The organism is Cellulomonas sp., from assembly GCF_017744555.1.
In the GTDB taxonomy this organism is placed as follows: Bacteria; Actinomycetota; Actinomycetes; order Actinomycetales; family Cellulomonadaceae; genus Cellulomonas.
Genome location: NZ_JAGIBD010000036.1, coordinates 1 through 21,825 on the forward strand (window position 1 = coordinate 1; position 21,825 = coordinate 21,825).

Consider the following 21,825-nt stretch of genomic DNA (forward strand, 5'->3'; position numbering starts at 1 on the left):
GCCACCACCCTCGAGGACGCCGACACCCAGCTCGCCTCCGGCCTGCGCGGCTGACGTACGCGCTCGACGCAGCGCGCAGGACGCCCACCCGCACGACGTGACCGGGCCGCCCCCCGCCGGGCGGCCCGGCGCCGCGAGCAGGCGAGTGACCACGAGCTGGTGAGCGACCACAAGCAGCCGAGCAAGCGCGAGCAGCCGAGCAAGCGCGCGCAGCCGAGTAAGCGCGAGCAGCCGAGCAAGCGCGAGCAGGCGACGAAGGACGACGAGGAGGACGCGCGTGGGTGACGTGCTGAAGGTGGACACGGCCGCGCTGCGCGAGGCCGGGACGTCGCTGCGCACGGTCGCGGCGGAGTTCGACCGCGCCAACGCGCACAGCGACGACGTCGCGTCGCACGTCGGCCACGCGGGTCTCTCGGACGCCATCAAGCACTTCGCGCACGGCTGGGACGACCGCCGCGCCAAGATGGTCGACTCGATCGCGGGCCTCGCGGACGCGTGCACGGGCATCGGCGACGGGTTCGAGGACCTCGACCGCGAGTTCGCCAAGGCCCTGCGGGGCGAGTCGTGACCCGCGCCCTGTCCTGGTACCCGCTCGCGTCGTCCGACCCCGTGCCGGGCGACCCGGCCGCGGTGCAGCGCGCCGCCGAGCGCTACGCGGACGTCGCGGAGGCGATCCGCACCGCCGCGCACCGCCTGGAGCAGATCGCCGACCTCGGCAGGACGTCGTCGGAGGCCGTCTCGGCGGTCCGCGACAAGGCGACGGAGGTCGCGTCGTCGGTCCGTCGCGCGCACGACCGCTACCGCGACGTCGGGTCCGCCCTCCAAACGTACGCATCCGCGCTGAGCACCGCGCAGGCCGACTCGGCCGACGCGCTCGTCGCGGCCCAGAGCGCACAGCACGCGATCGACTCGGCACAGAGCGCGGTGCGGACGTCGCGGGTCGCGCTGGACGACGCGGAACCGGACGACGTCGCGACGCGCACCCGCCAGCTCGACCGCGCCCGTGAGCAGCTGCATGACGCGGACGCCCGCCTGGCCGCCGCGCGTGCCGACCTGGACCGGGCGGTCCTCGACCGGGACACGGCCGCACAGCGCGCCGCCGACGCGATCCGAGCCACGACGGACGCCGACAAGCTGAACGACGGCGCCTGGGAGAACTGGGGCTCCAAGCTGGCCCACGCGGTCTCGGAGATCGCCGGCGCGGTCGCGGCCGTCGCGGGGATCCTCTCCTTGGTCCTGTGCTGGGTCCCCGTCCTGGGTCAGGCGCTCGCCGCCGTCGCACTCATCGCGACGGCCGTGAAGCTCATCGCCGACATCGCCCTGCTCGCCAACGGCGAGGGGTCCTGGGCGGACGTCGCGTGGGACGTCGTCGGCATCGCGTCCTTCGGTGCCGGCCGGGTGCTCGGCACGCTCGCCAAGGCGACGACCCGCGGTGCGCAGGGCACGGCGCGGCTCGCGGCCGGGCAGGCGCTCGCGCGCGCCCCGCGGTTCCGGCCGCCGGGCGTGCCGCTCACCGGCAACGGCGTGCACGCGATGAGCCAGGTGGTCGGCCAGGAGGCGGGGGCCCTCACGCGCACCGCCGCCCGCGGGCTGGCCGCCGAGGGTCGCGTCGGTCCGACGTTGTCCGCGAGCGCGAAGGCCGCGCTGAACCCGGTCGCGATCGGTCAGGACATCGCGGCGGGCTGGCGCTATGCGACGAACCCCGGCGCCCGAACCGCCGCGAACGCGCTGATCGGCGAGGCGTTCAGCACGGCCGGGACCAACCCGCGGGCGCTGTTCGCCGCGTCGCAGGCCGACCTCGGGCTCACGCGGGCGATCGTCGCGAACGCGCAGATCGCGCCGGAGTTCGCCGCGGCGTCGGCGACGACGAGCCATGCGCTGGCCGTCGCGTCGCGCTTCCAGCTCGGGTCGGTCGCGTCGGTCGCGTACGGCGCGTACGACGTCACGTTCGGCACGCAGGCCACGGTCGAGGGCGTGTCCGGTGACTACACTGCGCCGATCGTCGAGCCCTTCCAGTGGGTCTCGTCGTTCTGGGGGCCGACGCCCGCCGAGCGGCTGCACCTGCCGCAGTGAGTCCGAGGAGCGCAGTGGGTACGCAGATCGTCGACTGGTCGATGAGCTTGCCGACGACGTGGGCGAGCTGGCCCCCGCACGAGGGCGCGGTGCACGCCGGCCGGGTCGCGGACCTGCTCGCGGACTCGGACGACGGCCGCGCCGCCGTGGCCCGGGCCGTGCGCGAGCTCGACGCCGGCCTCCCCGACGGCCCGGTGCTGACGGCCGGCCTGTGGGTCCCGGACCGTGCGAGCGGCCAGCCGCTCGGCACCGTCGTCGCGGAGATCCTCGTCGGCGTCCCGGAGGGTCCGGAGCCTGTCGAGACCTTCGCGGCCTCGGTGCAGCAGGCGCCCAAGCGGCGCGGGCTCAAGACGTTCTCGTACTCGGCGTCCGTCGCGGACCTGCCCGCCGGCCCCACCGCGGTGCGCGAGTGGCAGTGGGCCGACAAGTCCGACGGGATCGTCGTCTGCCAGTCGATCTGGACCCTGATCCCGCCGGGTGCGAGCGAGGCGCTGCAGGTCACGTTCACGACGCGCACGCCGGCCATGGTCGACGCCCTCGCGATCGACGCGTGGCAGGCGGTGCAGACGCTTGCCGTCGTGCTGGGCGAGGTGGCGTGACGCTGCACGTCCCGGACCTCGTGGTGCCCGGACCGGCCGGTCCGTCGATGCTGACGAACGTGCTGGTCGCCGTCGCGATCCTGGGTGCTGTGACCTTCGTGCTCGTCGTGCTCAACGCCGGGCGGCTCGTCGCCGGAGGGCGTCGGCGCCTCGTCGTGGCGTTCGTGGCGTCGTTGGCGCTGCTCGCCCTCCCGGTGGCGGGGCTCGCGTTCTCGACCCGGCGCACGGAGCGGCAGCAGCAGCACGACGACGAAGCGTTCCGCCGGGCGGAGGATGCCGCACAGGCTGCCGCCGCCGAGGAGCTTCGCGACCGCTATGGCGTCACGATCAGGGAGACGTTCCACCTGCCGGTGAACCCGGATGAGTACGCCGAGGTGTCTCTGACCCTCCGTGACGGCTCGTCCGGCACCTGCCTGGTCGGCACGTTCGACGACGAGTACACGATCCGCTGCGGTTCCACGGTGTGGGAGAACGCGACCCCGCTGGAGCGTGCGGCATGACCCCCGACGCCCGGCGCCCGCGCGTCGACGACGTCGGCGTGCTGCTGCCCGCGAGCTGGTGGACGGTCCCGCTCGCCGAGCCGGACGCCCGACGCGCGGCGGTGGCACGCCTCGTCGACGAGCAGGTGGGCCGTGCCGACGTGCACGCGTCGCTCCGCGCGGACCTGCGCGGTCGGCTCGCGACGGTCGCGGACGACGCCGCCGCGGCGGGCGGCCGGATCTTCGCGGTCTCGTTCATGCGCGCCGCAGGTGTCCCGGTCCCCGCGACGCTCACGCTGTACCGGCTCGACGGCCTCGGCCACGGGGACCTCGCAGAGCTCGAGACGTCGCTCGCCGAGCAGCCGGGGTTCGACGCGGTCGAGGCCGCCGACGGACCCAGCGCGCGCGTGGTGCGCCGGGTGAGCCGCCGCGCCGCTCCTGACGACCTCACCGACGAGCCGCGGCAGGTGCTCGTCGTCGAGTACTGGTTGGCCGTCGAGGGCGTGGAGACGCTCGTGCAGCTCGCGTTCTCCAGCCCGCTCGTCGAGCTGCGCGACGCGCTGCTGGAGCTGTTCGACACCGTCGCCGCGTCGGTGGGCCCGGCCGACTCCTGACGGACGCCGACGGAACCACGCACCGGCTACCGCCCGGCGACGGCACGATGTCCGCCATGACCACCGTGCGCCGCGCGACCCCGTCCGACCTCGACGCCGTCACCGCCCTGTTCACCGGCTACCTGCGCTTCTACCGCCGCGAGCACCCCACGGACGCGGTCCGCCGGTTCCTCGCGGAGCGGCTCGGGGCGACCGACGGCGTCGTCCTGGTCGCCGAGCACGACGGCGCGCTCGTCGGCCTCGCGCAGTGCTACCGCACGTGGTCGTCGCTGAGCCTGGCCCCGGCTTGGGTGCTCAACGACCTGTTCGTCGACCCGCGGACCCGCGGTACGGGCGCCGGCCGCGCGCTCGTCCGGGCGGCGAAGCAGGAAGCCGCCAGGGCCGGCGCCGGCTACGTCGCCCTGGAGACCGAGCGGACCAACGTCGTCGGGCAGACCCTGTACGCGTCCGAAGGCTTCGTGCTGGACGACGAGAACCTGCACTATGCCGCCCCGGTCGGCCACGATGTCGAGAAGGCGTGACCGGCTCCGTTCTCGGGGTGAGAGACCCACGCGGGGTCGGCGACAAGGAGGCACGACGATGACCAGGTACCTGCTCACGGTGAACTTCCAGCCCGGCGTGGTGGACACGCCCATGGAGGAGTGGGCGCCGGAGGAGATCACGGCGCACCTCGACTACTACGCGGCGCTCCGGCGCGAGCTGCTCGCGAGCGGCGAGGTGGTCCAGTCGGAGGTGCTGGCCGGCCCGGACGTCGCGAAGATCGTGACGTCGGACGGGATCGGGGCGCCCGTGGTGACGGACGGGCCGTTCCAGGAGTTCAAGGAGTGGATCGCCGGCTTCCAGGTGGTCGACGTGGAGTCGGAGGCGCGGGCGCTCGAGATCGCCGCGAAGCTGTCGGCCGTGCCCGGTCCGGGCGGCCGGGCGACGCAGCAGCCGATCCACGTGCGTCAGGTGCTGGACGGCTCGCCGTCGGACGTGACGGAGATGGAGACGTGGCTGGAGCAGGCGGACGGGGTGCGCTGAACGTCCCGCCCGAGGTCGAGGGCCTGCTGCGTGAGCTCGCGCCGCAGGTCCTCGGCACGCTCGCCCGGCGGTTCGGGGACTTCTCGACCGCCGAGGACGCGGTGCAGGAGGCGCTGCTCGCGGCGGCGACCCACTGGTCCCGGGACGGCGTCCCCGTCAACCCCCGAGGCTGGCTGACGCAGACGGCGACCCGCCGGATGATCGACGCCTGGCGCAGCGACCAGGCCCGGGAGTCCCGTGAGCGGCTGGTCGCGGCCGAGCCGGCGAGGGAAGCACAGGACGAGGACGACACGCTCGTCGTCCTGCTGCTGTGCTGCCACCCGTCGCTCACCCCGGCGTCCGCGATCGCGCTCACGCTCCGCGCGGTGGGTGGCCTCACGACGGCGGAGGTGGCGCGCGCGTTCCTGGTGCCCGAGCCGACGATGGCGCAGCGCATCAGCCGCGCGAAGCGCATTGTCGCCGGCGAGCGGTTCGCGCTGCCCACGCCCGACGAGCTCCCGGCCCGGCTCCGCAGCGTCCGGCACGTGCTCTACCTGATGTTCAACGAGGGCTACGCCGCGACGGGCGGCCCGACCCTGCACCGCACCGAGCTGTCCGACGAGGCGATCCGCCTCATCCGGACCCTGCACGCGTCACGGCCCGACGACTCCGAGACGACCGCCCTGCTCGCGCTCATGCTGCTCGACGACGCGCGTCGTCCGGCACGCACCGACGCCACGGGGGCGCTCGTGCCGCTCCCCGACCAGGACCGCTCGCGCTGGGACCACGCGCTCATCGCCGAGGGCACCGCGCTGCTCGACGAGTCGAGCGGTCACGGCGTCGTCGGCGAGTACCGGCTGCAGGCGGCCATCGCGTCGCTGCACGACCACGCCGCCCACGCGCGCGACACCGACTGGCCGCAGATCGTCGCGCTGTACGGGCTGCTGGAGAAGGTCACGGGCAACCCGGTCGTCACGGTGAACCGCGCGGTCGCGACCGCGATGGCCGAGGGCCCCCGGGCCGGGCTCGCTGTGCTCGACGGCGTCGACCTGCCGGGCCACCGCGTCGACGCCGTCCGTGCGCACCTGCACGAGATGGCCGGCGACGTCCCCGAGGCGCTCGCGCACTACGGCGCCGCCATCGCCGGGGCGACGAGCGTCCCCGAGCGGGAGCACCTCGTCGCGCGGGCGGCCCGGCTGCGCGCGTCGGCGCTGGGCTGACCTGCGGCGGGGACGAACGTCCCCACAGATCCACAGGATCCCGACGTACCGTCACATCGGAACGTCTGGACCGGGGATCAGGAGGCGACCGTGGCGGTCTCGTTGCGCACCGAGCTCGAGACGCTGCGCGACCGGCAGTGGATGTGGTCGTTCTTCGCGCTCACGCTGGTCATGCCGTGCATCGCGGTCGGGCTGCTGCTCGACGGGTTCGTCGTGCACGCCGTCGTGATCGGCATGACGCTCCTGCTCATCCTCGCCGGCACGGTGCTCGCGCGGTGCGCGCGGGAGCTCGAGCAGCTCCTCGGCGCGACCGCGTCCGTCCCACGACCGCGCCGGGGCCGTCTCGACGCCTGATCCGGCCCCGGCGAGCCGCCGCACTACTCGTCCGCGGCGGCACATCGCGCGTCCCTGACGCGTCGGTGCTCGTGGGGGGGTGTCCGCCACCACCACGGCCGACACCTCCCGCCTCACCTTCCCCGGGCCGGCGCCGCAGTACGTTCCGAGCGCACCCCAACGTTCCGCGGGCGTCACGCGTTGTGGTGTCGACGGCTGTGAGGACGACGAGGAGGACGCCACGTGGCGCACTGGAGAACGGTGCTGGACCAGATGGTCCGGGACCGCCGCTCGGCGCTCGTGGCGTACGCGTGCCTGTTCGTCGTCGACCGGCGTGACGCCGAGGACCTGGTGCACGAGGCGCTGGTGCGGACGTTCGCGCGGCCCCGCGTCGTGACCGACCCCCACGCCGCCGAGGGCTACGTCCGGCAGGCGATCCGCACCGTCTACCTGGACCAGGCACGACGCCGGCGGACGCGGCAGGAGAAGGCGCACCTCCTCGACCCGGGCGGACCCGTCCCGCCCGCGGACGACGCCGCGACGGCGTCCGCGGACGTGGGTGCGGCCCTCGCCCTGCTCACTCCGCGCGAGCGCGCGTGCGTGGTCCTGCGGTACTTCGACGACCTGCCGGTCGCGGACGTCGCCGCGGCCCTGCAGATCAGCGAGGGCGCCACCAAGCGGTACCTCGCCGACGGGACGCGCAAGCTGCGCACCACGCTGGGGGTGGACCCTGCCGATCCAGGCCACAGCTCGGTCGACGTGCACCTCGGGAGGAGCCGATCATGACCGACGACCTGTCCGTGGCCCTCCGCGGCTTCGCCGAGTCGGAGCGACGCGCCGCCGTGGAGTCCGCACCAGATCCGACCGGGGAGTCGACAATGCTCGCCCGGCGCGTGACGCGCCGCCGCACGGTCCGGGCGGGCGCCACGGCCCTCGTCGCGGTCGTGGCGGTGGCAGGGCTCGCGGCCGGGGTGCAGGCGGTGCGACGGCCCGAGCCGGCCGTCCCGCCCCCGACGCCGGTCACCACATCGTCGGTGACCCCGTCGCCCAGCCCCGTCGAGCCGACGCCGACCGCGACCCCGACCTCCACGCCGACGAACGCCGCACCCGCGTCGTTCGACTCGGCACCGCCGATGCCACCGGGGATGCTCGCCGAGTCGGACGAGGGGTGGACCCTCGTGCGGTTCGAGAGCTGGGCCACCGACGAGTCCGTGCTGGAGCATGCGCGCGTATACCTCGTCGACCCGGACGGCCGGGTGTTCGTCGTGCCGAGCGCGACCGACCCGGCCAGCTGGTACGTGCTCGACTGGCTGCCCGGGACATCGTCGGTCCTCGTCGAGTCGACCACCCTGTCGGAGACCTGGGTCCTCGACCTGCTGTCCGGCGAGGCCGGACCCGTGCTCGAGCGGGGCGCTCAGACGCCGACGTACGTGGAGGAGGCACGGTTCGCGCACGACGGCACGGACGACCTGCTCCTCGTGCGTGCGTCGGACATCGTGCGCGCGGCTCCCGACGGGACGGTCCTCGCCACGATGCCCCGCCCCGCCACGCACGAAGGCGCGACCGCGCTGCTGGTGGACGGCACCGGGACGCGCGCGGCCGTCAACGACGTCACCGGCGTCCGCGCGGTCCGCACCGACGATCTCAGCGCCGCGCCGCTGCCGCTCCCCGACCCGCGGCGGCCCGGCGCCTGCCGTGCGTGGTCGTGGGTCGGTGACGACGTGCTCCAGGAGTGCACCACCGGTGCCGCGGACGACTTCCAGATCGGCGCGCCGTCCGAGTTCTGGCTCGTCCCCGTCGACGGCGGTCAGCCCCGGGCCGTACCGGCGATGCCGGAGGCGACCCGGCTCGGCGGCGTGTGGCTGGTCGGCGACCGGCTCGTGGCGGGGACGTTCGGGCCGACCGAGTCCGAGGCGGCCTGGTGGGACGTGGGCGGCGCGACGCCGACGCCGCTCGGCGCGGGCGGGCCCCAGCAGATCCGCGTCGTGGCGGTGCAGGACGGGCGGCTCCTGACGGTGGAGCAGCCGTACAGCCTCCACGGTCCCGTGGTGAGCGCGCTCGTGTCCGTCGACCCGCTGACGGGCACGGCGAGACGGGTCGTCGAAGGGGCACCGGCGAAGATGACGTCCTTCGGCGCGTTCCCGCACGTGCTGCCGGTCGGACCGCAGACGGATTACGGCGAGTGACGACCCGCGCCGTCGCCCCGTCATGAGGGGCACGGCGCCGTCGACACCTCGGCGCGCGCACGGGGCGCTCTCGCTGCCCGTGGCCCGGCGACCGCACGGTCTCGCGGTCGCCGCGCGGCGACGACGAGCCCCACCACCGCGACCCCGACGACGAGCGCGGCGGGCACCGGCAGCGCCCCCGCACCTCCCGAAGCGACGAGCGCGCTGCCGAGCGCGGCCCCGACGGCGATCCCGCCGTTGAACACCACCGGGATCACGGTCCCAGCGGTCCCCCGGTGCTCGGGACCGGCCACCCGCATGATCAGCGTCTGCGCGAGCGGCGGCAGGGCACCCGACGCGAGACCCCAGACGACGACCACGACGAGCCCCGCGACGGGCCGTCCGCCGACGGCGGCGAGCGCGAGCAGCGCGACCCCGACGAGCGCGCTCGCCGAGACGAGCACGGCCGCGGTCCACCGCTCCCCCACGCGCCCGACGAGCGCGAGCCCGACGGCCGACGCCCCGCCGAGCACGAGCAGCGCGGTGCTCATGCCGCCGGGCAGGACGGTCGCGGCGTCGGCGGCGAGCCGGGTCACGAACGTGAACGCGGCGAAGTGCCCGACGAGCACGAGGCCGACGAGCCCGGCGACGACGAGCACGGGACGCAGCTGTCCGGTGGTCCCGCCCGAGTCGCCGGCGGTCGGACCGCCGGCGGGGGTTCCGACGACCACGGCCCGCACGAGCAGCGCCGCCACGACGCCGAGCACGCCGAGCGCCGCGAACGCGGCCCGCCAGTCCCACGCGTGGGCGACGACGCTCGCGAGCGGCACGCCCACGACCGTCCCGAGCGTCGCCCCGCCGAGCACGACCGCGACGCCGGTGGCGAGCAGCCGCGGCGGGACGATGTCGGCGACGTGCGCGTTGACGGTGGCCCAGAGCAGCCCGCAGACGGCGGCACCGAGCAGCCGTCCGGCGGCGGCGACCTCGTAGCCGGGCGCGACCGCGGTGAGCGCGGAGGCCAGCGCGAACATGCCGAGCGCCCCGGTGACGACGGTCCGCCGGGCCCACCGCCGGGTGAGCCGGACGAGCGGGAACGTCGCGACGACCACGGTCGCCGCCCACAGGGAGACGAGCAGCCCGGTGCGCGCCTGCGTGACGCCGAGGTCGGCGCTCATCTGCGGCAGCACGGCGGTGGGCAGCATCTCGCCCGTGACCATGACGAACGTGGCCCCGCCGAGGACGACGAGGCTCGGCCAGGGTGTTCCGGTGCGGGTGCCGGTGGTGGTGACGTCCATGTCTGCGACGCTAAACTTTGACATCACTGTCAAGGTCAAGGGGTCGCGATGAAGATCGGTGAGCTCTCCCGCCGCACAGGCGTCTCCACCCGCCTGCTGCGGTACTACGAGGAGCAGGGCCTCATCGCCCCCGCCCGCACCGCGAACACCTACCGCACGTACGACGAGGAGGACGTCGCGCGCGTCGAGCAGGTCGTCGGCCTGGTCCGCGCCGGCGTCCCGACCCGGCTGGCCCGCGTGCTGCTCGACCTGGAGGACGTGCGCGCCGAGGACCTCGCGCCGTCGTGCACGCGCCAGGTCGCCGAGCTGCTGGCCGAGGAGCTCACCGGGCTCGAGGAGCGGATCGCGTGCCTGACGAAGAGCCGCCGCACGCTGCTCGACTACCTGCAGCGCACCGAGCACGCCGCGGCCGTCCTGGAGCACGACCGGCTCGCCGCCCCGGCCTGACGCGTCCGAACCCGGTGCATCCGTGCGGGCCCCTCACGCGGAAGAGAGGTCGAGAGCCTCGCCGTCCGGGCGGGCCGCACGGAAGGACAAGCCATGCGTGCACGACTTCTCGCCGCGACCGGTGCCGCCGGTCTCGCCCTCGCCTCCCTCGCCCTCGCCGCGCCGGCCGCCCAGGCCGCGTCCGGGACCGCCACCCTGTACGTGCTGCACGGCGTGCCCGGTCTGACGGTCGACGTGTGGGTCAACGGCGAGCGCACCCTCGACGACTTCACGCCCGGCTCGCTCGCCGGGCCGCTCGACCTCGCGCCCGGTACGTACTCGGTCGCGATCACCGCGGCCGACGCGGCCGACGCCTCGTCGCCCGCCATCGGACCGGTCGACCTCCCGCTCGAGGCCGGTGCGTCCTACACGGCCGTCGCGCACCTCGACGCGTCCGCCAAGCCGACGGCGACGCTCTTCACGAACGACATGTCGACGCTCGCGGCCGGCCAGGGCAGGCTCACCGTCCGGCACGTCGCCGCCGCGCCCGCGGTGGACGTGCTCGCCGGTGGCAGCCCGGTGATCAGCGGGCTGACCAACCCGAACGAGAAGGTGCTCGACCTGCCGGCGGGCACCGTCAGCGCGAGCGTCGTCGCGGCCGGGACCACGTCGCCGGCGCTGCTGGGCCCGGCCGACGTCAACGTCAAGGAGGGTGCGAACACGATCCTCTACGCGTGGGGCGACGCCACCGCCACGCCGTCGACCCTGGCCCTCGCGACCCAGGTGATCGACGGGATGCACGGCGACCCGAGCGGCGTCGCCGCCGGTGAGACCGGGGCGGCGGCCGATCAGGGCGTGCCCGGATGGGCGTGGGCCACGACCGTCGGCGCTGCCGCGGGCATGCTCGCGCTCGTCGCGACGCGGCGGCGGCTCGCGGTCGCCCGTCGGTGACCTCGCAGGTCCGCGCCGGCGGGCGGCGACCCCTGACGGTCGCCGCCGCGCTGGCACTCGCCACGGGGGTGGTCGCCGGGTGCAGCCCGGCGGCCACCCCGCCGGCGCCGTCCACCGCGACGGTGGGCTCGACCACGCAGCCGGGCACCCCGGTCGCCACGCCGAGCCCCACCGCCGCGCCGAGGGCCCCGGCCGTGCCGGTGACCGACGCGAGCCGGCCGCTGCCCGCGACCCCGGTCGTCCCGCCGGTCCGGCTCGAGGTGCCGACGGTCGGCGTCGACATGCCGGTCGACCCGGAAGGCGTCGCCGACGACGGCAGCATGGCCCTGCCCCCGGATGCGAACCGCGCGGGCTGGTACCGGTACGGCCCCGGCCCGCTGTCGGCGGCCGGCACGACGCTCGTCGCGGCGCACGTCGACTCGCGACTGAGCGGCGTCGGTCCGTTCGCGCGACTGCGTCGCGTCGGCGTGGGCGACCCGGTCACGGTGACGGCGTCCGGCGGGACCCGGCTCGCGTACACGGTGGTGGACGTCACCCGGGTCCCGAAGGACACCGCACCGGTGGGCGCCTGGTTCGACCGGGACGGGGCGCCCAGGCTCGTCCTCGTCACGTGCGGAGGGGCGTGGCTCGCCGACATCGGGCACTATGCCGACAACGTGGTCGTCACGGCCGAGCCGACCCGTGGATGATCATGTCGAGCCTGGTCGCCCCGTCGCGCTCCTGGAGGTCGAGCAGTGAGGACCCGCCGGTGAGCGCGAGCGAGCAGCCCACGGTGCGCGCGTCCGCGGCACGGGACGAGGACCGCGAGGCCGTCGACCGGCTCGGGCTGGCCTTCGCCGCCGGTGACGAGGCGGCCGTCCGGGAGGCGTACGAGCGCTGGTCCGCCCTCGTGCACACGATCGCGCTGCGCTCGCTCGGCACGGTCGCCGAGGCCGAGGAGGTCACCCAGCAGGTGTTCGTCGACGCGTGGCGCAGCCGGCACCGGTTCGACCCGTCGCGCGCCCGGCTCCCCGCGTGGCTCGTCGGCATCACCCGGCACGCCGTGGCCGACGCGCACGAGCGGCGCGCGCGCGACCGCCGGCTCTCCGGGGCCGTGCCGCCCGTGCGCGAGAGCGTCGGCGCCGCGGACGACCGCGTCGTCGACCGCGTGCTCGTCGCGGACGAGCTCGCGCGGCTCGGCGACCCGCAGCGCACGATCCTGCGGCTCGCGTTCTACGACGACCTCACGCACGACCAGATCGCGACCAGACTGGACCTGCCGCTCGGTACGGTGAAGAGCCACCTGCGGCGCAGCCTGGCCAGGCTGAGGACCCGATGGGAGGTGGACGGTGCGCTCCGGTGACGAGCACGTGGACGACGAGACGCTGACGCTCCTCGCCCTCGGGGAGGACATCACCGCGGACGACCGCGCGCACGTCGCGGCCTGCGCGCGGTGCACCGCCGAGCTCGACGCCCTGGCCGACGTCACGGACCTGGCCCGGTCCGCCGGCGACCTCGTGGCGCCCGCGCCGCACGTCTGGGACGCCGTGGCGGCCGAGCTCGGCCTCGGGGCGCAGGCGCGACCCACCACGAGCACCGCGAAGGCCGGCACGGCGACCGCGACCAGCACGACGACCAGCACCGCCACGACACCCCCCGCCCGGCGCGCCGGGTCGTCGGACAGCCCTGGGGCCGAGGTCGTCCCGCTCGCCCCGCGCCGGCGCGGTCGGTGGGGCTGGGTCGCCGCCGGTGCTGCGGCCGGCCTCCTGGTCGGCGCGGCGGTCACGTGGGGTCTCGTCGACCGCACGCCCGCGACGGACGTCGTCGCGACGGCCACGCTCGACCCGCTGCCCGGCTGGGACGCGATCGGTTCCGCCGAGGTCGAGGAGCACCGCGACGGCTCGCGGGTGCTCGTCGTGGACCTCGACGGCGACGTCGACTCGCAGGGCTTCCGCGAGGTCTGGCTGCTGCGCCCCGACGTGTCCGGGCTGGTCTCGCTGGGCACGCTCGAGGGCTCGTCGGGCCGGTTCGACCTGCCCGCCGGCCTCGACCTGCACGAGTTCTCGGTCGTCGACGTGTCGGAGGAGCAGTTCGACGGCAACCCCGCGCACTCCGGGGACTCGATCGTCCGCGGACCGCTGCGCGCGTAGTCGCACGCGGGTGCATCCACGCGGGCGGTCGGGACGGAAGAGAGAGTGACGCCCGCACCGGGCGTCCGGCCCGCGACGGGCCGTCCTCGACGACGCAGGAGTCGACGATGACCATCCGACGCACCATCTCCGCAGTCTGCGCTGCCGGCCTCGTGGCCGGCGCCGGCCTCGCGCTGGCACCGGCGGCGAGCGCCGCGGCCCCGACGTCCCTCGCGAGCGTGCTCGCCGCGGACGGCGACACGTTCGACCGCAACTGGTACGACTTCGACATCGTCGACCAGGCCGTGGCCGCGGTGCTCGCCGCGAAGCCGACGAGCCCCGTCGCGGTGCTCGCGGACGGCACCGTGCCGCTCACCGCGTTCCTGCCGAACGACCGGGCGTTCCAGGTGCTCGCGCACGACCTGACGCACCGCTGGTACGGGACCGAGGAGCAGGTCCTCACGGCGATCGCCGGCGCGGTCGGCATCGACGCCGTCGAGCAGGTGCTGCTCTACCACGTGGTCCCGGGCGCGACGATCGACTCCCGCACGGCGGTCGCGTCGGACGGTGCGACGCTCACGACCGCCCAGGGCGGCACGATCCGGGTGAAGGTCTGGTCGCGGTGGCTCCCGCTGGTCCAGCTCAAGGACCAGGACCGCAACGACCTCGACCCGGTCCTGGTGCGCTCGAAGCTGGACCTCAACGCGGGCAACCCGCAGATCGCGCACGGCATCGCCCTGGTGCTGCGCCCCGCCGATCTCTGAGGACTCCATCCGTGGCGGCTCCGTCGCCCGGCGTCGACCAGCGGCGTCGGGCGGCGGCTAACCGCCGCACGTGGGCGTGGGCGGCCGCCCGGACATCCGGTCCTGCGTCCACGCGACGAGCTCCGGCACGAACGCCGAGCCCTCGTCGACGATCGGCACGTGGTCGAGCCCCGGGTACGTCCGGTAGTCGACGGCCTGGCCCGTGCTGCACCAGTGCGCGACGAACTCGTCCTGCGGCCCGGGCAGCACGAGCGAGTCGGCCTCCCCCTGCCCGACGAGCACGGGCGCCAGGCTCCGGCCGTGCGGGGAGTTCTCCGCGAGCAGCCGCCCCGTCTCGCCCTCGAGCGCGGACGGCCGGATCACCGGCCCGTTGAGCTGAGTGCTGAACAGCACGTTCGCGAGCGCGTCCCGCCCCCACAGGCACCGGTCCGCGACCCGCCGGACCGCCGGGACGTGGCCGGGCGTGACGAGCGACGACAGGTCGAGGTCGTAGACGTCGCTCCACGACTGCGCGAGGTAGGAGCTCACCACCCGGCCTGCGGCGGTGTTCTTCACGCCCGCCGCGAGCGCGGCCAGGTCGGCGGCGGGCGCCGCGGCTCCGACGCCGAGCACGTGCACGTCGGGTGCGTACTCGGGTGCGACGATCCCCGTCCACAGCGCGGCACCGCCGCCCTGCGAGTGTCCCCACACGACGGTCTCGTCGCTCAGGGCCAGTCCGTCGAGCGCGCGGGCCGCCCGGACGGCGTCGAGCACGCCGTACGCCGCGGCGGTGCCGACGAGATACGGGTGCGGACCCGCGGTGCCGAGGCCTTCGTAGTCCGTCATGACGCCCGCCCAGCCGTCGTCGACCATGCTCGACATCGTGTGCTCGAGGCCGGACGCGAACGGGTCGTCGAGCAGGGACGGCGCGCAGCCGGGCACGATCCCGGTGGTGCCGTGCGCGACCGACAGGACGGGCAGCGGCTCGCCGGTCCGCTCGGCGGGGGCGAGCACGAGCGCGCTCGCGACGGCGGGCTCGTCGTGCGCACCCGTGGTCGTGTAGAGGATCCGCCAGCCCTGCTGCCCGTCCCGGACGCCGTGCGTGAACGGCTCGCTGCGGATGAGGCTGCCCGGCTCGGCCGGAACCTCGCGCGGCGGCGAGTAGAACGCGTCGGGCACGAGCCGTGGGTCGCCGGCCCGCAGCCACGCGCTGACGCCGAGCACGAGCGACGCGACGACCAGGGCCACGACGGCGACGAGCAGGTCGCGCCGGGGACGCCGGGGCCGGTCGTCGTCGCGGGTGCGCCGCCGGCCCAGCAGCTGAGCGACACCCACCAGCACGTCCCGGACGCCGAGCAGCACGAGCCACGCCCCGAGCGCGAGGCCGACGAGGAACACGGACAGCCGCGGCCACAGCAGCACGAGCAGCCCGACGACCACCTGCGCGAGCCCGAGCAGCACGGCCGCGGCGCGCCGCTCCCGCGTGCCGACCAGCCCGCCGACCACGGACGTCCCGCCGACGACGAACGCCGCGACGGCCAGCGTGACGGCGAGGAACGGGACCGTCGTCCCCTGCCACACGAGCGACACGACCGCGAGCACGAGCAGCAGCGCGGCGAGCACCCGCTCCAGCCCCGGGACCGAAGACCGGAACGACCACACCGCCCGGTCCGCGGCGACGAGCAGCAGCCCAATGCCGACGAGCACCGACAGCACTGCGACGGACGCCGTCAGGTGCAGCACGAGCAGCACGCCGACGGCGACGAGCGCGAGCCCGACGAGGAGGCGGACCCACCACTGCATCCGGGCGTCGCGCAGGCGCACGAGCGCGGACGTCGTCTCCGAGGTCCCCGCCACGCGTCACCGCCCCGCCCGCGCCGTCGTCGTCGGGGCCATTGTGTCGTCGGCGCCCGTCGGGCACACGGCGGGCCGGACCCGCGGGCCTCGGACGTGCCACGATGGGCCCGACCCACCCCTCGCCCCGGGAGCGGCCGATGTTCCACCGGCACCGCAAGCACGTCCACCGGTTCGACGCGTTCATGCGCTCGAAGGGCCCCGCGGAGGTCCTGTACGGCGCGGTCGTGTCCGGTGCGGTCCTGGCGGTGACGAGCGCTCACGTCGAGACCGGCGAGTCCGTGGTCCTCTCGACGGCGGTCGTCGCAGTGACCTACTGGCTCGCGCACGTGTACGCCGAGGCCATCGGCGGCCGGTTCGAGGACAAGGACCACAGCACGGGCCACCGCCTGCGGCACGCCCTGCAGAACAACCTCGGCGTGCTGTACGGCAGCGCGGCCCCGTTGCTGGCGTTCGTCGTCGTCCGGCTGTTCGGCGAGGACGTGTCGACGGCGGCGATCCGGGCCCTGCTGTTCACCGTGGTGCTGCTGATGGGCTCCGCGGCGGTCGCGGCGGGCAAGGCTGGCGCTCGCGGCTGGAAGCTCGTCGGTGAGACGGCCGTCGCGGGCGGGTTCGGGCTCGTCGTCATCCTGCTGAAGATCGTGCAGCACTGACTTCACCCGCGGCGGGCGCGTGGCGATCCGCCCGCACCAGGACGGACCGGACGGGCCCGCCCGACGTCCACCCGACGAGCCCTGTCGGTGGCGTCTGCCTGCCCCTACGGTGCGCTGCGTGACGCAACCCTCGCCTCCCGCCGGCTTCTACCCGGACCCGTCCGGCGCACCTCAGCAGCGCTTCTGGGACGGCACCGCGTGGACCGCGCACACCCAGGCGTACGCGCCGCCGGTCGTCGACGCGCCGACGACCCCGACCGTTCCGGCCGCCGCGCCGCAGGGCTTCCGGACCCCGACGGGCGAGGTCATCGGCGGCACGTGGGGCTCGATCCTCACGACGCTCACCACCCCGGCGACGCAGACGTCGGACGCGCGCCCGCACGACCAGAACCTGCTCGGCGGTGGCCAGGACTTCTACCGCGCGCACCAGCGCGGCGTCGACACGGCCGCGGGCGGGGCGCTCGTCGCCGAGGGCCTGCTCGGCCTGGACGGTCCCGGCAACGCGCGTCCCGGCATGGGCGGCGCGCTCAAGGGCGTCGTCTTCGGCCTGCTGTTCGCCGGCATCGCGCTCGTCGGCGCGCTGTTCGTGTCGTCGGGCGACATCGACGGCGCGGTCCGGACCACCGGCACGGTTGTCGAGGTGCGTGAGTCCACGTCGAGCGACTCGCGCTCGTGCTCGCTCGTGCTCGAGTACCAGGTCGACGGCCGGACGTACACGACCGGGTCCGGCTACGGGTCGAGCTCGCTGTGCGGCAAGTCGCGCGGGTCGGTCGTCACCGTCCAGTACGACCCCGCGAACCCCCGGCACGCGAACATGCCGACGCCGATGGGCCTGCGGTTCGTCCCGTGGGCCTTCGTGGCCGTCGGGCTCGTCATCACCGTCGTGTCGGCGGTGCAGGTCGTCCTGCGGGCCGCCGCGCTCGGCACGGGCGGCTGGCTGCTGTGGCGCGGGCTGCGCGGCCGAGGGTCCCGGCAGGCCTGACGACGCCTCGGACGGGGGTGGGCCGGCCCACGGCGGTCTGACCCGCGGACGAGGGGTGGCGGGCGGGCCCGCGCTCCCGGAAGACTGGCGCTCGGCCTCACCCACCCCTGGCGCACGGGAGCGCGATGGACCTGTTCCTCACCCTCGTCAGCGGCGTGGCCTGGACGATCGTGTACGTCGCGGCCATCCGCATCGGGTTCCGCCAGCGGACGTACGCGATCCCGGTCGCGGCGCTCGCGCTGAACTTCGCGTGGGAGGTCGTCTACACCGTCCAGAGCCTGTCGGACGTCGACGTGCAGACGTTCGTCAACGCGACGTGGGCGCTCGCCGACGTGGTGATCGTCGTGACGTTCTTCCGGTTCGGCCGCTCGGAGCTGCCGGGGTTCGTCACGCGCGGCCTGTTCGTCGGGTGGAGCGTGCTGCTGTTCGTGACGGCGTTCGCGGTGCAGCTGCTGTTCCTCGAGGAGTTCGGCGCGCACGACGCGTCCCGGTACTCGGCGTTCCTGCAGAACCTGCTGATGTCCGGGCTGTTCATCGCGATGTTCGTCGCGCGGCGCGGGCTGCGGGGGCAGTCGCGGACGATCGCCGTCGCGAAGCTCGTCGGCACGGCCGCGCCGACGGTGCTGTTCGGCGCGATGGAGGGGTCCGTGTTCGTCCTGGGCATCGGCCTCCTGTGCGCGGTGCTCGACGGTGTGTACGTGTGGCTCGTCTGGCGCTCGCCCGCGGTGGTCGGCGCGACCGGCAGCACCGCCGCCGTCCCGGCCGGGGTGTGAGGATGGCCGGCGTGGAGCGCATCGCCCTGCTGTCCGACGTGCACGGCAACCTCACGGCCTTCGAGGCTGTGCTGCGCGACGTCGACGCCCGCGGCATCACGACCGTCCTCAACCTCGGTGACGTGATCGGCAAGGGACCGCGGGGGTCCGCGGCCGTGGCCCTGACGCGTGCGCGGTGCGCCGTGACGGTCCGCGGCAACTGGGAGGACTTCCTGCCCGACGTCGCACCCGACGACCCGAGCGCCGGCCTGCGGTGGTGGAACGCCGAGCTCACCGACGACGACCGCCGGTGGGCGCAGGCGCTCCCGCTCGTGCACGACCTCACGCTCAGCGGGCGACGGATCCGGCTCCTGCACGCGTCCGCGACGAGCGTCTACACGCGCGTGCACTTCCGGCACACCGACGACGAGTTCGACGGCATGTTCGCCGCGACGCCGCTCACCGGCGACGGGCCGGCCCCGGACGTCGTGGCGTACGGCGACATCCACGACACGTACGTCGAGGTGCGCGACGGCCGGACCCTGCTCAACGTCGGCAGCGTCGGCAACCCGCTCGACGAGCCCACCGCCTCGTACGTGGTCCTCGAGGGCGTGCCGGACGGGACCCGCGACGACGTGTTCGGGTACCAGGTGGTCCGCGTGCCGTACGACATCGAGGCCGAGATCGCGGTCGCACGCGAGCTGGGGATGCCCGAGCTGGAGGCGTACGCCGTCGAGCTGCGTACCGCCGTGTACCGCGGGCTGCACGCGTCGCGAGGGCTGCTCGTCTGACGCCCTACGGTGGGCGGATGCACCTGCGAGACGCGACCGAGGACGACCGCGACCTCCTGCTCGACGTGCTGCTGGAGGCCTACAACTGGACCGGCGAGCCGCGGTTCACGCGCGAGTGGCTCACCACCGACCCGCACACGGTCCGCTACCTGGGCGGCTGGAAGCGGCCCGACGACGTGGGGCTGGTGGCCGTCGACGACGACGGCACGGTGCTCGGTGCGATCTGGGCCCGGCCGCTGCCCGCCACGTCGCCCGGGTACGGGTGGGTGGCCGACGACGTGCCCGAGCTGACGATGGCCGTGCTCCCGGGCGCGCGGGGGCGGGGCGTCGGGTCGGCGCTCCTGGCCGGCCTCCTCGACCGGGCCCGCGAGCTCGGCCGGTCGGCCGTGAGCCTGAGCGTCGAGGACGGCAACACCGCCGCCCGCGCACTGTACGTGCGGCACGGGTTCGTGGTGGTCGGCCGCAACGGCGGCTCGGACACGATGCTCCGCGAGCTCTGACCCCCTCCCCCTCTCCCCCTCTCCCCCCTCCTCCCGCCGAGTTCGTGGGTTCCAGCCGACTTCGGCAGCTGCAACCCACGAAGTCGACCGGAAGTGACGAACTCGGCCGCTAGAACTTGGCCAACCCCGGCCCACCGGGGCGGCCGATCGCCGAGCCCAGGGCGATGCCCGCGAGGACGCCGAGGGAGATCGCCACCATCGTGATGCCCGCCGTCACGACCGTGGACAGGGCGTCGGCGCTCTCGCCGAGGATCGACGTGACCCCCACCAGCCCGAGCGCCCCGGGGACGAGCAGCCAGAACCCGGGCAGGAACCCGACGAGCGTCGGCGGCCCGGTCGGTCGGGTCGCGGCGAACATCGCGACGGGCGTCATGAGCAGCGCCCCGACGAACGCGGAGAACACCCCGCCGAAGAACAGCCCGCCGAGCACCTGCCCCGCGTAGGCGACGACGAGCACGAGGACGATCCACGGCAGCGCCGGTTTGCGCGCGCAGTGGTGGAACACGACCCCGACGCCGAACACGAGCACCCCGAGCCACGGACCGAACCACCCGAGCACCGGCTCCTGCCCCGCCGTCAGCTCCGTCGCCGGGACCCCGACGAGCGCGGCGGCGCCCGTGATGCCGAGCGCGAGCAGCACGAGCTGCATCCCGCCGGCCGCGAGCCGCGCGGACCCGGCGATCATCTGCCGCGTCGCCAGGTCGATCGCCGCGGTGGTGAGCAGCGCGCCCGGCAGGAACGTGACGAGCGGCGCGACGAGCGGCGCGAGCAGCCCGATGTCGAGCCCGGTCCGTGCGAGCAGGAACACCGCGACCGACACGACGAACGCACAGGTCAGCACGACGAGCGCCTGGTACGCGGCGGGCATCCGGGCGGCGGCGAGCTGGATTCCCGCGATCGCCGCACCGAGCACGGCCGCGACGACCGCGTCGAGCAGGCCGCCGCCGAGGATCATCGCGAGCCCCGTGCACACGGCGACGTACCCGAGGACCCGGACGCGGGCGTCGTACGGCGGGGGCGCGCTGACGGCCTCCCGGATGCGGGCGGTGCCCTCGACAGGTCCGATCGCCCCGGCCTCCGCAAGGTCCGCGACGGCGAGCACGTCCTGCACCTGGTGCAGGCGGAGCTGGCGCCAGCCGGCCGTCGACGCGGCGGTCTGCGTGGCCGTCCGGCCCGGGACCGACACGAGCAACGCGGTCGGCAGCGCGACGACCTCGGCGTCGGGGGCGCCGTTGATCGCGCCGACCCGCTCGAGCGTCTGCGTCACCTGCACGACGGGCGCGCTCGAGTCGACCATCGCCTCGCCCAGCACCAGCAGGAAGCGGACCGTGTCGATCGCGGGGTCGTGCTCGGGCACGCCGGTCGCGGCATCGGTCAGCGCGCCGCCGGGCGGTCCCGCGCCTCCGCCGGCGGGTCCCGCGCCCGGGACGGCCGTCTCGTCGTCCGCGAGTCCCGGGAGCACGACGGTCGGATCGTCCGCGAGGTCCGGCAGGACGGCGGTCGGCGCGTCCGACGACGACCGCGACAGGACCGTGGTCGGCCGGGTGTCGGCGTCGAGCACCCCGATCGCCGTCGTCAGCGCCGGCGGTTCGCGCACCCCTTCCATCCCCGTCGCCGCTCGGGCGGCGCGGGCCCGCCGGACCGCGAGCGCCAGCGCGACCGCCGCTCCGACCAGCACCAGGACGGCGAGGACGATCGCGCCGAGCGGGATCTGCGACGACTGCACGGCCGGGTCGGTGGTCCACGGCACGTCGACCGACGTGGAGGTCGGCGACGGCTGGGTCGGGGCGGGTGCGGAGGCCGACTCCTCCGGGGTCGGCACGGGCTCGGGTGCCGTGGCCGACTGGGTGGGGACGACCGCGTCGGTCGGCTCCGGGGTCGGCGTCTCCGGCGCCTCGGTCGTGGTCGGCGTCGGCTCGACGGTCGGCTGCGTGGGCTCGGTGGTCGGGGCCGCGACGTCGGCGGTCGTGCCCGGCGTGGGCACCACCTGCGCGCCGAGCACCTCGCCGAGGACGCCGTCGGGCGCCCCGCCGCGCACCCCGCCGGGCACCCCGCCGAGCACGCCGTCGGGCGCCCCGCCGAGCACACCAGAGGGCACCCCGCCCGTGGACCACGTCACGACTGCCTCCCGGCCACCCGACCCCGCCGGACCCGGTGCGCGCCGGCCCATCGGACGCTACCGGCGAACGGCGGTCCGCTCGCGGCGGAGCATCGCCCGGCGCCCACGTCAGCTCCCGCCCACGTGACACGGCCGCTGCCGCGGTCGACGGGCGGCGTGAGCGCGG

26 protein-coding genes are annotated in these 21,825 nt (G+C 75.2%); 23 read left to right on the forward strand and 3 right to left on the reverse strand.

The features are described 5' to 3' along the window. Positions 1-159 precede the first annotated feature (159 nt). From J7523_RS17335 to J7523_RS17390, 12 genes are all read left to right on the forward strand, one after another. The gene (locus tag J7523_RS17335; RefSeq protein ID WP_291889468.1) at positions 160-285 is read left to right on the forward strand and encodes a hypothetical protein; all 126 of its coding nucleotides are present in this window, start codon (positions 160-162) and stop codon (positions 283-285) included. Then, positions 278-568: a hypothetical protein gene (locus J7523_RS17340; protein WP_291889471.1), complete on the forward strand. Its 291-nt coding sequence runs from the start codon at positions 278-280 to the stop codon at positions 566-568. Before J7523_RS17335 ends, J7523_RS17340 begins: the two co-directional genes overlap by 8 nt. After that, complete coding sequence (locus J7523_RS17345) at positions 565-2,073, forward strand: putative T7SS-secreted protein (protein WP_291889473.1); 1,509 nt, start codon at positions 565-567, stop codon at positions 2,071-2,073. The genes J7523_RS17340 and J7523_RS17345 overlap by 4 nt, the downstream gene beginning before the upstream one ends. 14 nt (positions 2,074-2,087) lie before the next feature. Beyond that, positions 2,088-2,672: a hypothetical protein gene (locus tag J7523_RS17350; protein WP_291889475.1), complete on the forward strand. Its 585-nt coding sequence runs from the start codon at positions 2,088-2,090 to the stop codon at positions 2,670-2,672. After that, positions 2,669-3,172, forward strand: a complete 504-nt coding sequence (locus J7523_RS17355; protein WP_291889478.1) for a hypothetical protein — start codon at positions 2,669-2,671, stop codon at positions 3,170-3,172. The genes J7523_RS17350 and J7523_RS17355 overlap by 4 nt, the downstream gene beginning before the upstream one ends. Then, positions 3,169-3,765, forward strand: a complete 597-nt coding sequence (locus J7523_RS17360; RefSeq protein WP_291889481.1) for a hypothetical protein — start codon at positions 3,169-3,171, stop codon at positions 3,763-3,765. The genes J7523_RS17355 and J7523_RS17360 overlap by 4 nt, the downstream gene beginning before the upstream one ends. A 56-nt stretch (positions 3,766-3,821) precedes the next feature. Next, a complete protein-coding gene (locus tag J7523_RS17365; protein WP_291889484.1) occupies positions 3,822-4,286 on the forward strand; it encodes a GNAT family N-acetyltransferase in 465 nt (154 codons plus the stop codon). Between the two features lie 58 nt (positions 4,287-4,344). Continuing rightward, positions 4,345-4,788 carry a YciI family protein gene (locus tag J7523_RS17370; protein WP_291889487.1) on the forward strand — a complete coding sequence of 148 codons (444 nt, stop codon included), beginning with the start codon at positions 4,345-4,347 and terminating at the stop codon, positions 4,786-4,788. Continuing rightward, positions 4,758-5,987, forward strand: a complete 1,230-nt coding sequence (locus J7523_RS17375; RefSeq protein WP_291889489.1) for a sigma-70 family RNA polymerase sigma factor — start codon at positions 4,758-4,760, stop codon at positions 5,985-5,987. The genes J7523_RS17370 and J7523_RS17375 overlap by 31 nt, the downstream gene beginning before the upstream one ends. 90 nt (positions 5,988-6,077) lie before the next feature. Beyond that, positions 6,078-6,341, forward strand: coding sequence for a hypothetical protein (locus J7523_RS17380; protein WP_291889491.1), 264 nt, complete (start codon positions 6,078-6,080; stop codon positions 6,339-6,341). 222 nt (positions 6,342-6,563) lie between these two features. After that, complete coding sequence (locus J7523_RS17385) at positions 6,564-7,106, forward strand: sigma-70 family RNA polymerase sigma factor (RefSeq protein WP_291889493.1); 543 nt, start codon at positions 6,564-6,566, stop codon at positions 7,104-7,106. Next, complete coding sequence (locus J7523_RS17390) at positions 7,103-8,506, forward strand: hypothetical protein (protein ID WP_291889496.1); 1,404 nt, start codon at positions 7,103-7,105, stop codon at positions 8,504-8,506. The genes J7523_RS17385 and J7523_RS17390 overlap by 4 nt, the downstream gene beginning before the upstream one ends. A 20-nt stretch (positions 8,507-8,526) precedes the next feature. Here J7523_RS17390 and J7523_RS17395 read toward each other — a convergent pair whose 3' ends face one another. Beyond that, a complete protein-coding gene (locus tag J7523_RS17395) occupies positions 8,527-9,780 on the reverse strand; it encodes an MFS transporter (protein ID WP_291889498.1) in 1,254 nt (417 codons plus the stop codon). 48 nt (positions 9,781-9,828) lie between these two features. Between J7523_RS17395 and J7523_RS17400 the strand changes: the two genes are divergently transcribed. The 6 genes from J7523_RS17400 (at position 9,829) to J7523_RS17425 (ending at position 14,029) form a co-directional block, all read left to right on the forward strand. Then, complete coding sequence (locus J7523_RS17400) at positions 9,829-10,227, forward strand: MerR family transcriptional regulator (RefSeq protein ID WP_291889501.1); 399 nt, start codon at positions 9,829-9,831, stop codon at positions 10,225-10,227. Positions 10,228-10,320: 93 nt separating this feature from the next. After that, positions 10,321-11,157, forward strand: a complete 837-nt coding sequence (locus J7523_RS17405) for a DUF4397 domain-containing protein (protein WP_291889504.1) — start codon at positions 10,321-10,323, stop codon at positions 11,155-11,157. Further along, positions 11,154-11,846, forward strand: a complete 693-nt coding sequence (locus J7523_RS17410) for a class F sortase (protein WP_291889507.1) — start codon at positions 11,154-11,156, stop codon at positions 11,844-11,846. Before J7523_RS17405 ends, J7523_RS17410 begins: the two co-directional genes overlap by 4 nt. Before the next feature lie 59 nt (positions 11,847-11,905). Beyond that, positions 11,906-12,499, forward strand: coding sequence for a sigma-70 family RNA polymerase sigma factor (locus J7523_RS17415; RefSeq protein WP_291889509.1), 594 nt, complete (start codon positions 11,906-11,908; stop codon positions 12,497-12,499). Next, a complete protein-coding gene (locus J7523_RS17420) occupies positions 12,486-13,286 on the forward strand; it encodes an anti-sigma factor (RefSeq protein ID WP_291889511.1) in 801 nt (266 codons plus the stop codon). The genes J7523_RS17415 and J7523_RS17420 overlap by 14 nt, the downstream gene beginning before the upstream one ends. Positions 13,287-13,393: 107 nt before the next feature. Further along, a complete protein-coding gene (locus J7523_RS17425) occupies positions 13,394-14,029 on the forward strand; it encodes a fasciclin domain-containing protein (protein ID WP_291889514.1) in 636 nt (211 codons plus the stop codon). A gap of 57 nt (positions 14,030-14,086) precedes the next feature. Here J7523_RS17425 and J7523_RS17430 read toward each other — a convergent pair whose 3' ends face one another. Beyond that, complete coding sequence (locus tag J7523_RS17430; RefSeq protein WP_291889516.1) at positions 14,087-15,865, reverse strand: lipase family protein; 1,779 nt, start codon at positions 15,863-15,865, stop codon at positions 14,087-14,089. Between the two features lie 137 nt (positions 15,866-16,002). Between J7523_RS17430 and J7523_RS17435 the strand changes: the two genes are divergently transcribed. The 5 genes from J7523_RS17435 (at position 16,003) to J7523_RS17455 (ending at position 19,540) form a co-directional block, all read left to right on the forward strand. Beyond that, positions 16,003-16,515 carry a hypothetical protein gene (locus J7523_RS17435; RefSeq protein ID WP_291889518.1) on the forward strand — a complete coding sequence of 171 codons (513 nt, stop codon included), beginning with the start codon at positions 16,003-16,005 and terminating at the stop codon, positions 16,513-16,515. A gap of 118 nt (positions 16,516-16,633) precedes the next feature. Then, a complete protein-coding gene (locus J7523_RS17440) occupies positions 16,634-17,497 on the forward strand; it encodes a DUF2510 domain-containing protein (protein ID WP_291889522.1) in 864 nt (287 codons plus the stop codon). A gap of 125 nt (positions 17,498-17,622) precedes the next feature. Then, on the forward strand, positions 17,623-18,270 hold the full coding sequence (locus tag J7523_RS17445; protein ID WP_291889525.1) for a hypothetical protein: 648 nt from the start codon (positions 17,623-17,625) through the stop codon (positions 18,268-18,270). A 2-nt stretch (positions 18,271-18,272) separates the two neighbouring features. Beyond that, entirely contained in the window at positions 18,273-19,040 is a 768-nt protein-coding gene (locus J7523_RS17450) for a metallophosphoesterase family protein (RefSeq protein ID WP_291889528.1), read from the forward strand. A 17-nt stretch (positions 19,041-19,057) separates the two neighbouring features. After that, positions 19,058-19,540: a GNAT family N-acetyltransferase gene (locus J7523_RS17455; RefSeq protein ID WP_291889530.1), complete on the forward strand. Its 483-nt coding sequence runs from the start codon at positions 19,058-19,060 to the stop codon at positions 19,538-19,540. A 109-nt stretch (positions 19,541-19,649) separates the two neighbouring features. Here J7523_RS17455 and J7523_RS17460 read toward each other — a convergent pair whose 3' ends face one another. Beyond that, on the reverse strand, positions 19,650-21,659 hold the full coding sequence (locus tag J7523_RS17460; protein WP_291889533.1) for a threonine/serine exporter family protein: 2,010 nt from the start codon (positions 21,657-21,659) through the stop codon (positions 19,650-19,652). Positions 21,660-21,825 lie beyond the last annotated feature (166 nt).

Coding starts and splice junctions, on each gene's coding strand:
- J7523_RS17360 (WP_291889481.1), top strand. CDS start 3,169: ATGACCCCCGACGCCCGGCGCCCGCGCGTCGACGACGTCGGCGTGCTG.
- J7523_RS17365 (WP_291889484.1), top strand. CDS start 3,822: ATGACCACCGTGCGCCGCGCGACCCCGTCCGACCTCGACGCCGTCACC.
- J7523_RS17370 (WP_291889487.1), top strand. CDS start 4,345: ATGACCAGGTACCTGCTCACGGTGAACTTCCAGCCCGGCGTGGTGGAC.
- J7523_RS17390 (WP_291889496.1), top strand. CDS start 7,103: ATGACCGACGACCTGTCCGTGGCCCTCCGCGGCTTCGCCGAGTCGGAG.
- J7523_RS17395 (WP_291889498.1), bottom strand. CDS start 9,780: ATGGACGTCACCACCACCGGCACCCGCACCGGAACACCCTGGCCGAGC.
- J7523_RS17400 (WP_291889501.1), top strand. CDS start 9,829: ATGAAGATCGGTGAGCTCTCCCGCCGCACAGGCGTCTCCACCCGCCTG.
- J7523_RS17405 (WP_291889504.1), top strand. CDS start 10,321: ATGCGTGCACGACTTCTCGCCGCGACCGGTGCCGCCGGTCTCGCCCTC.
- J7523_RS17425 (WP_291889514.1), top strand. CDS start 13,394: ATGACCATCCGACGCACCATCTCCGCAGTCTGCGCTGCCGGCCTCGTG.
- J7523_RS17435 (WP_291889518.1), top strand. CDS start 16,003: ATGTTCCACCGGCACCGCAAGCACGTCCACCGGTTCGACGCGTTCATG.
- J7523_RS17445 (WP_291889525.1), top strand. CDS start 17,623: ATGGACCTGTTCCTCACCCTCGTCAGCGGCGTGGCCTGGACGATCGTG.
- J7523_RS17450 (WP_291889528.1), top strand. CDS start 18,273: ATGGCCGGCGTGGAGCGCATCGCCCTGCTGTCCGACGTGCACGGCAAC.
- J7523_RS17455 (WP_291889530.1), top strand. CDS start 19,058: ATGCACCTGCGAGACGCGACCGAGGACGACCGCGACCTCCTGCTCGAC.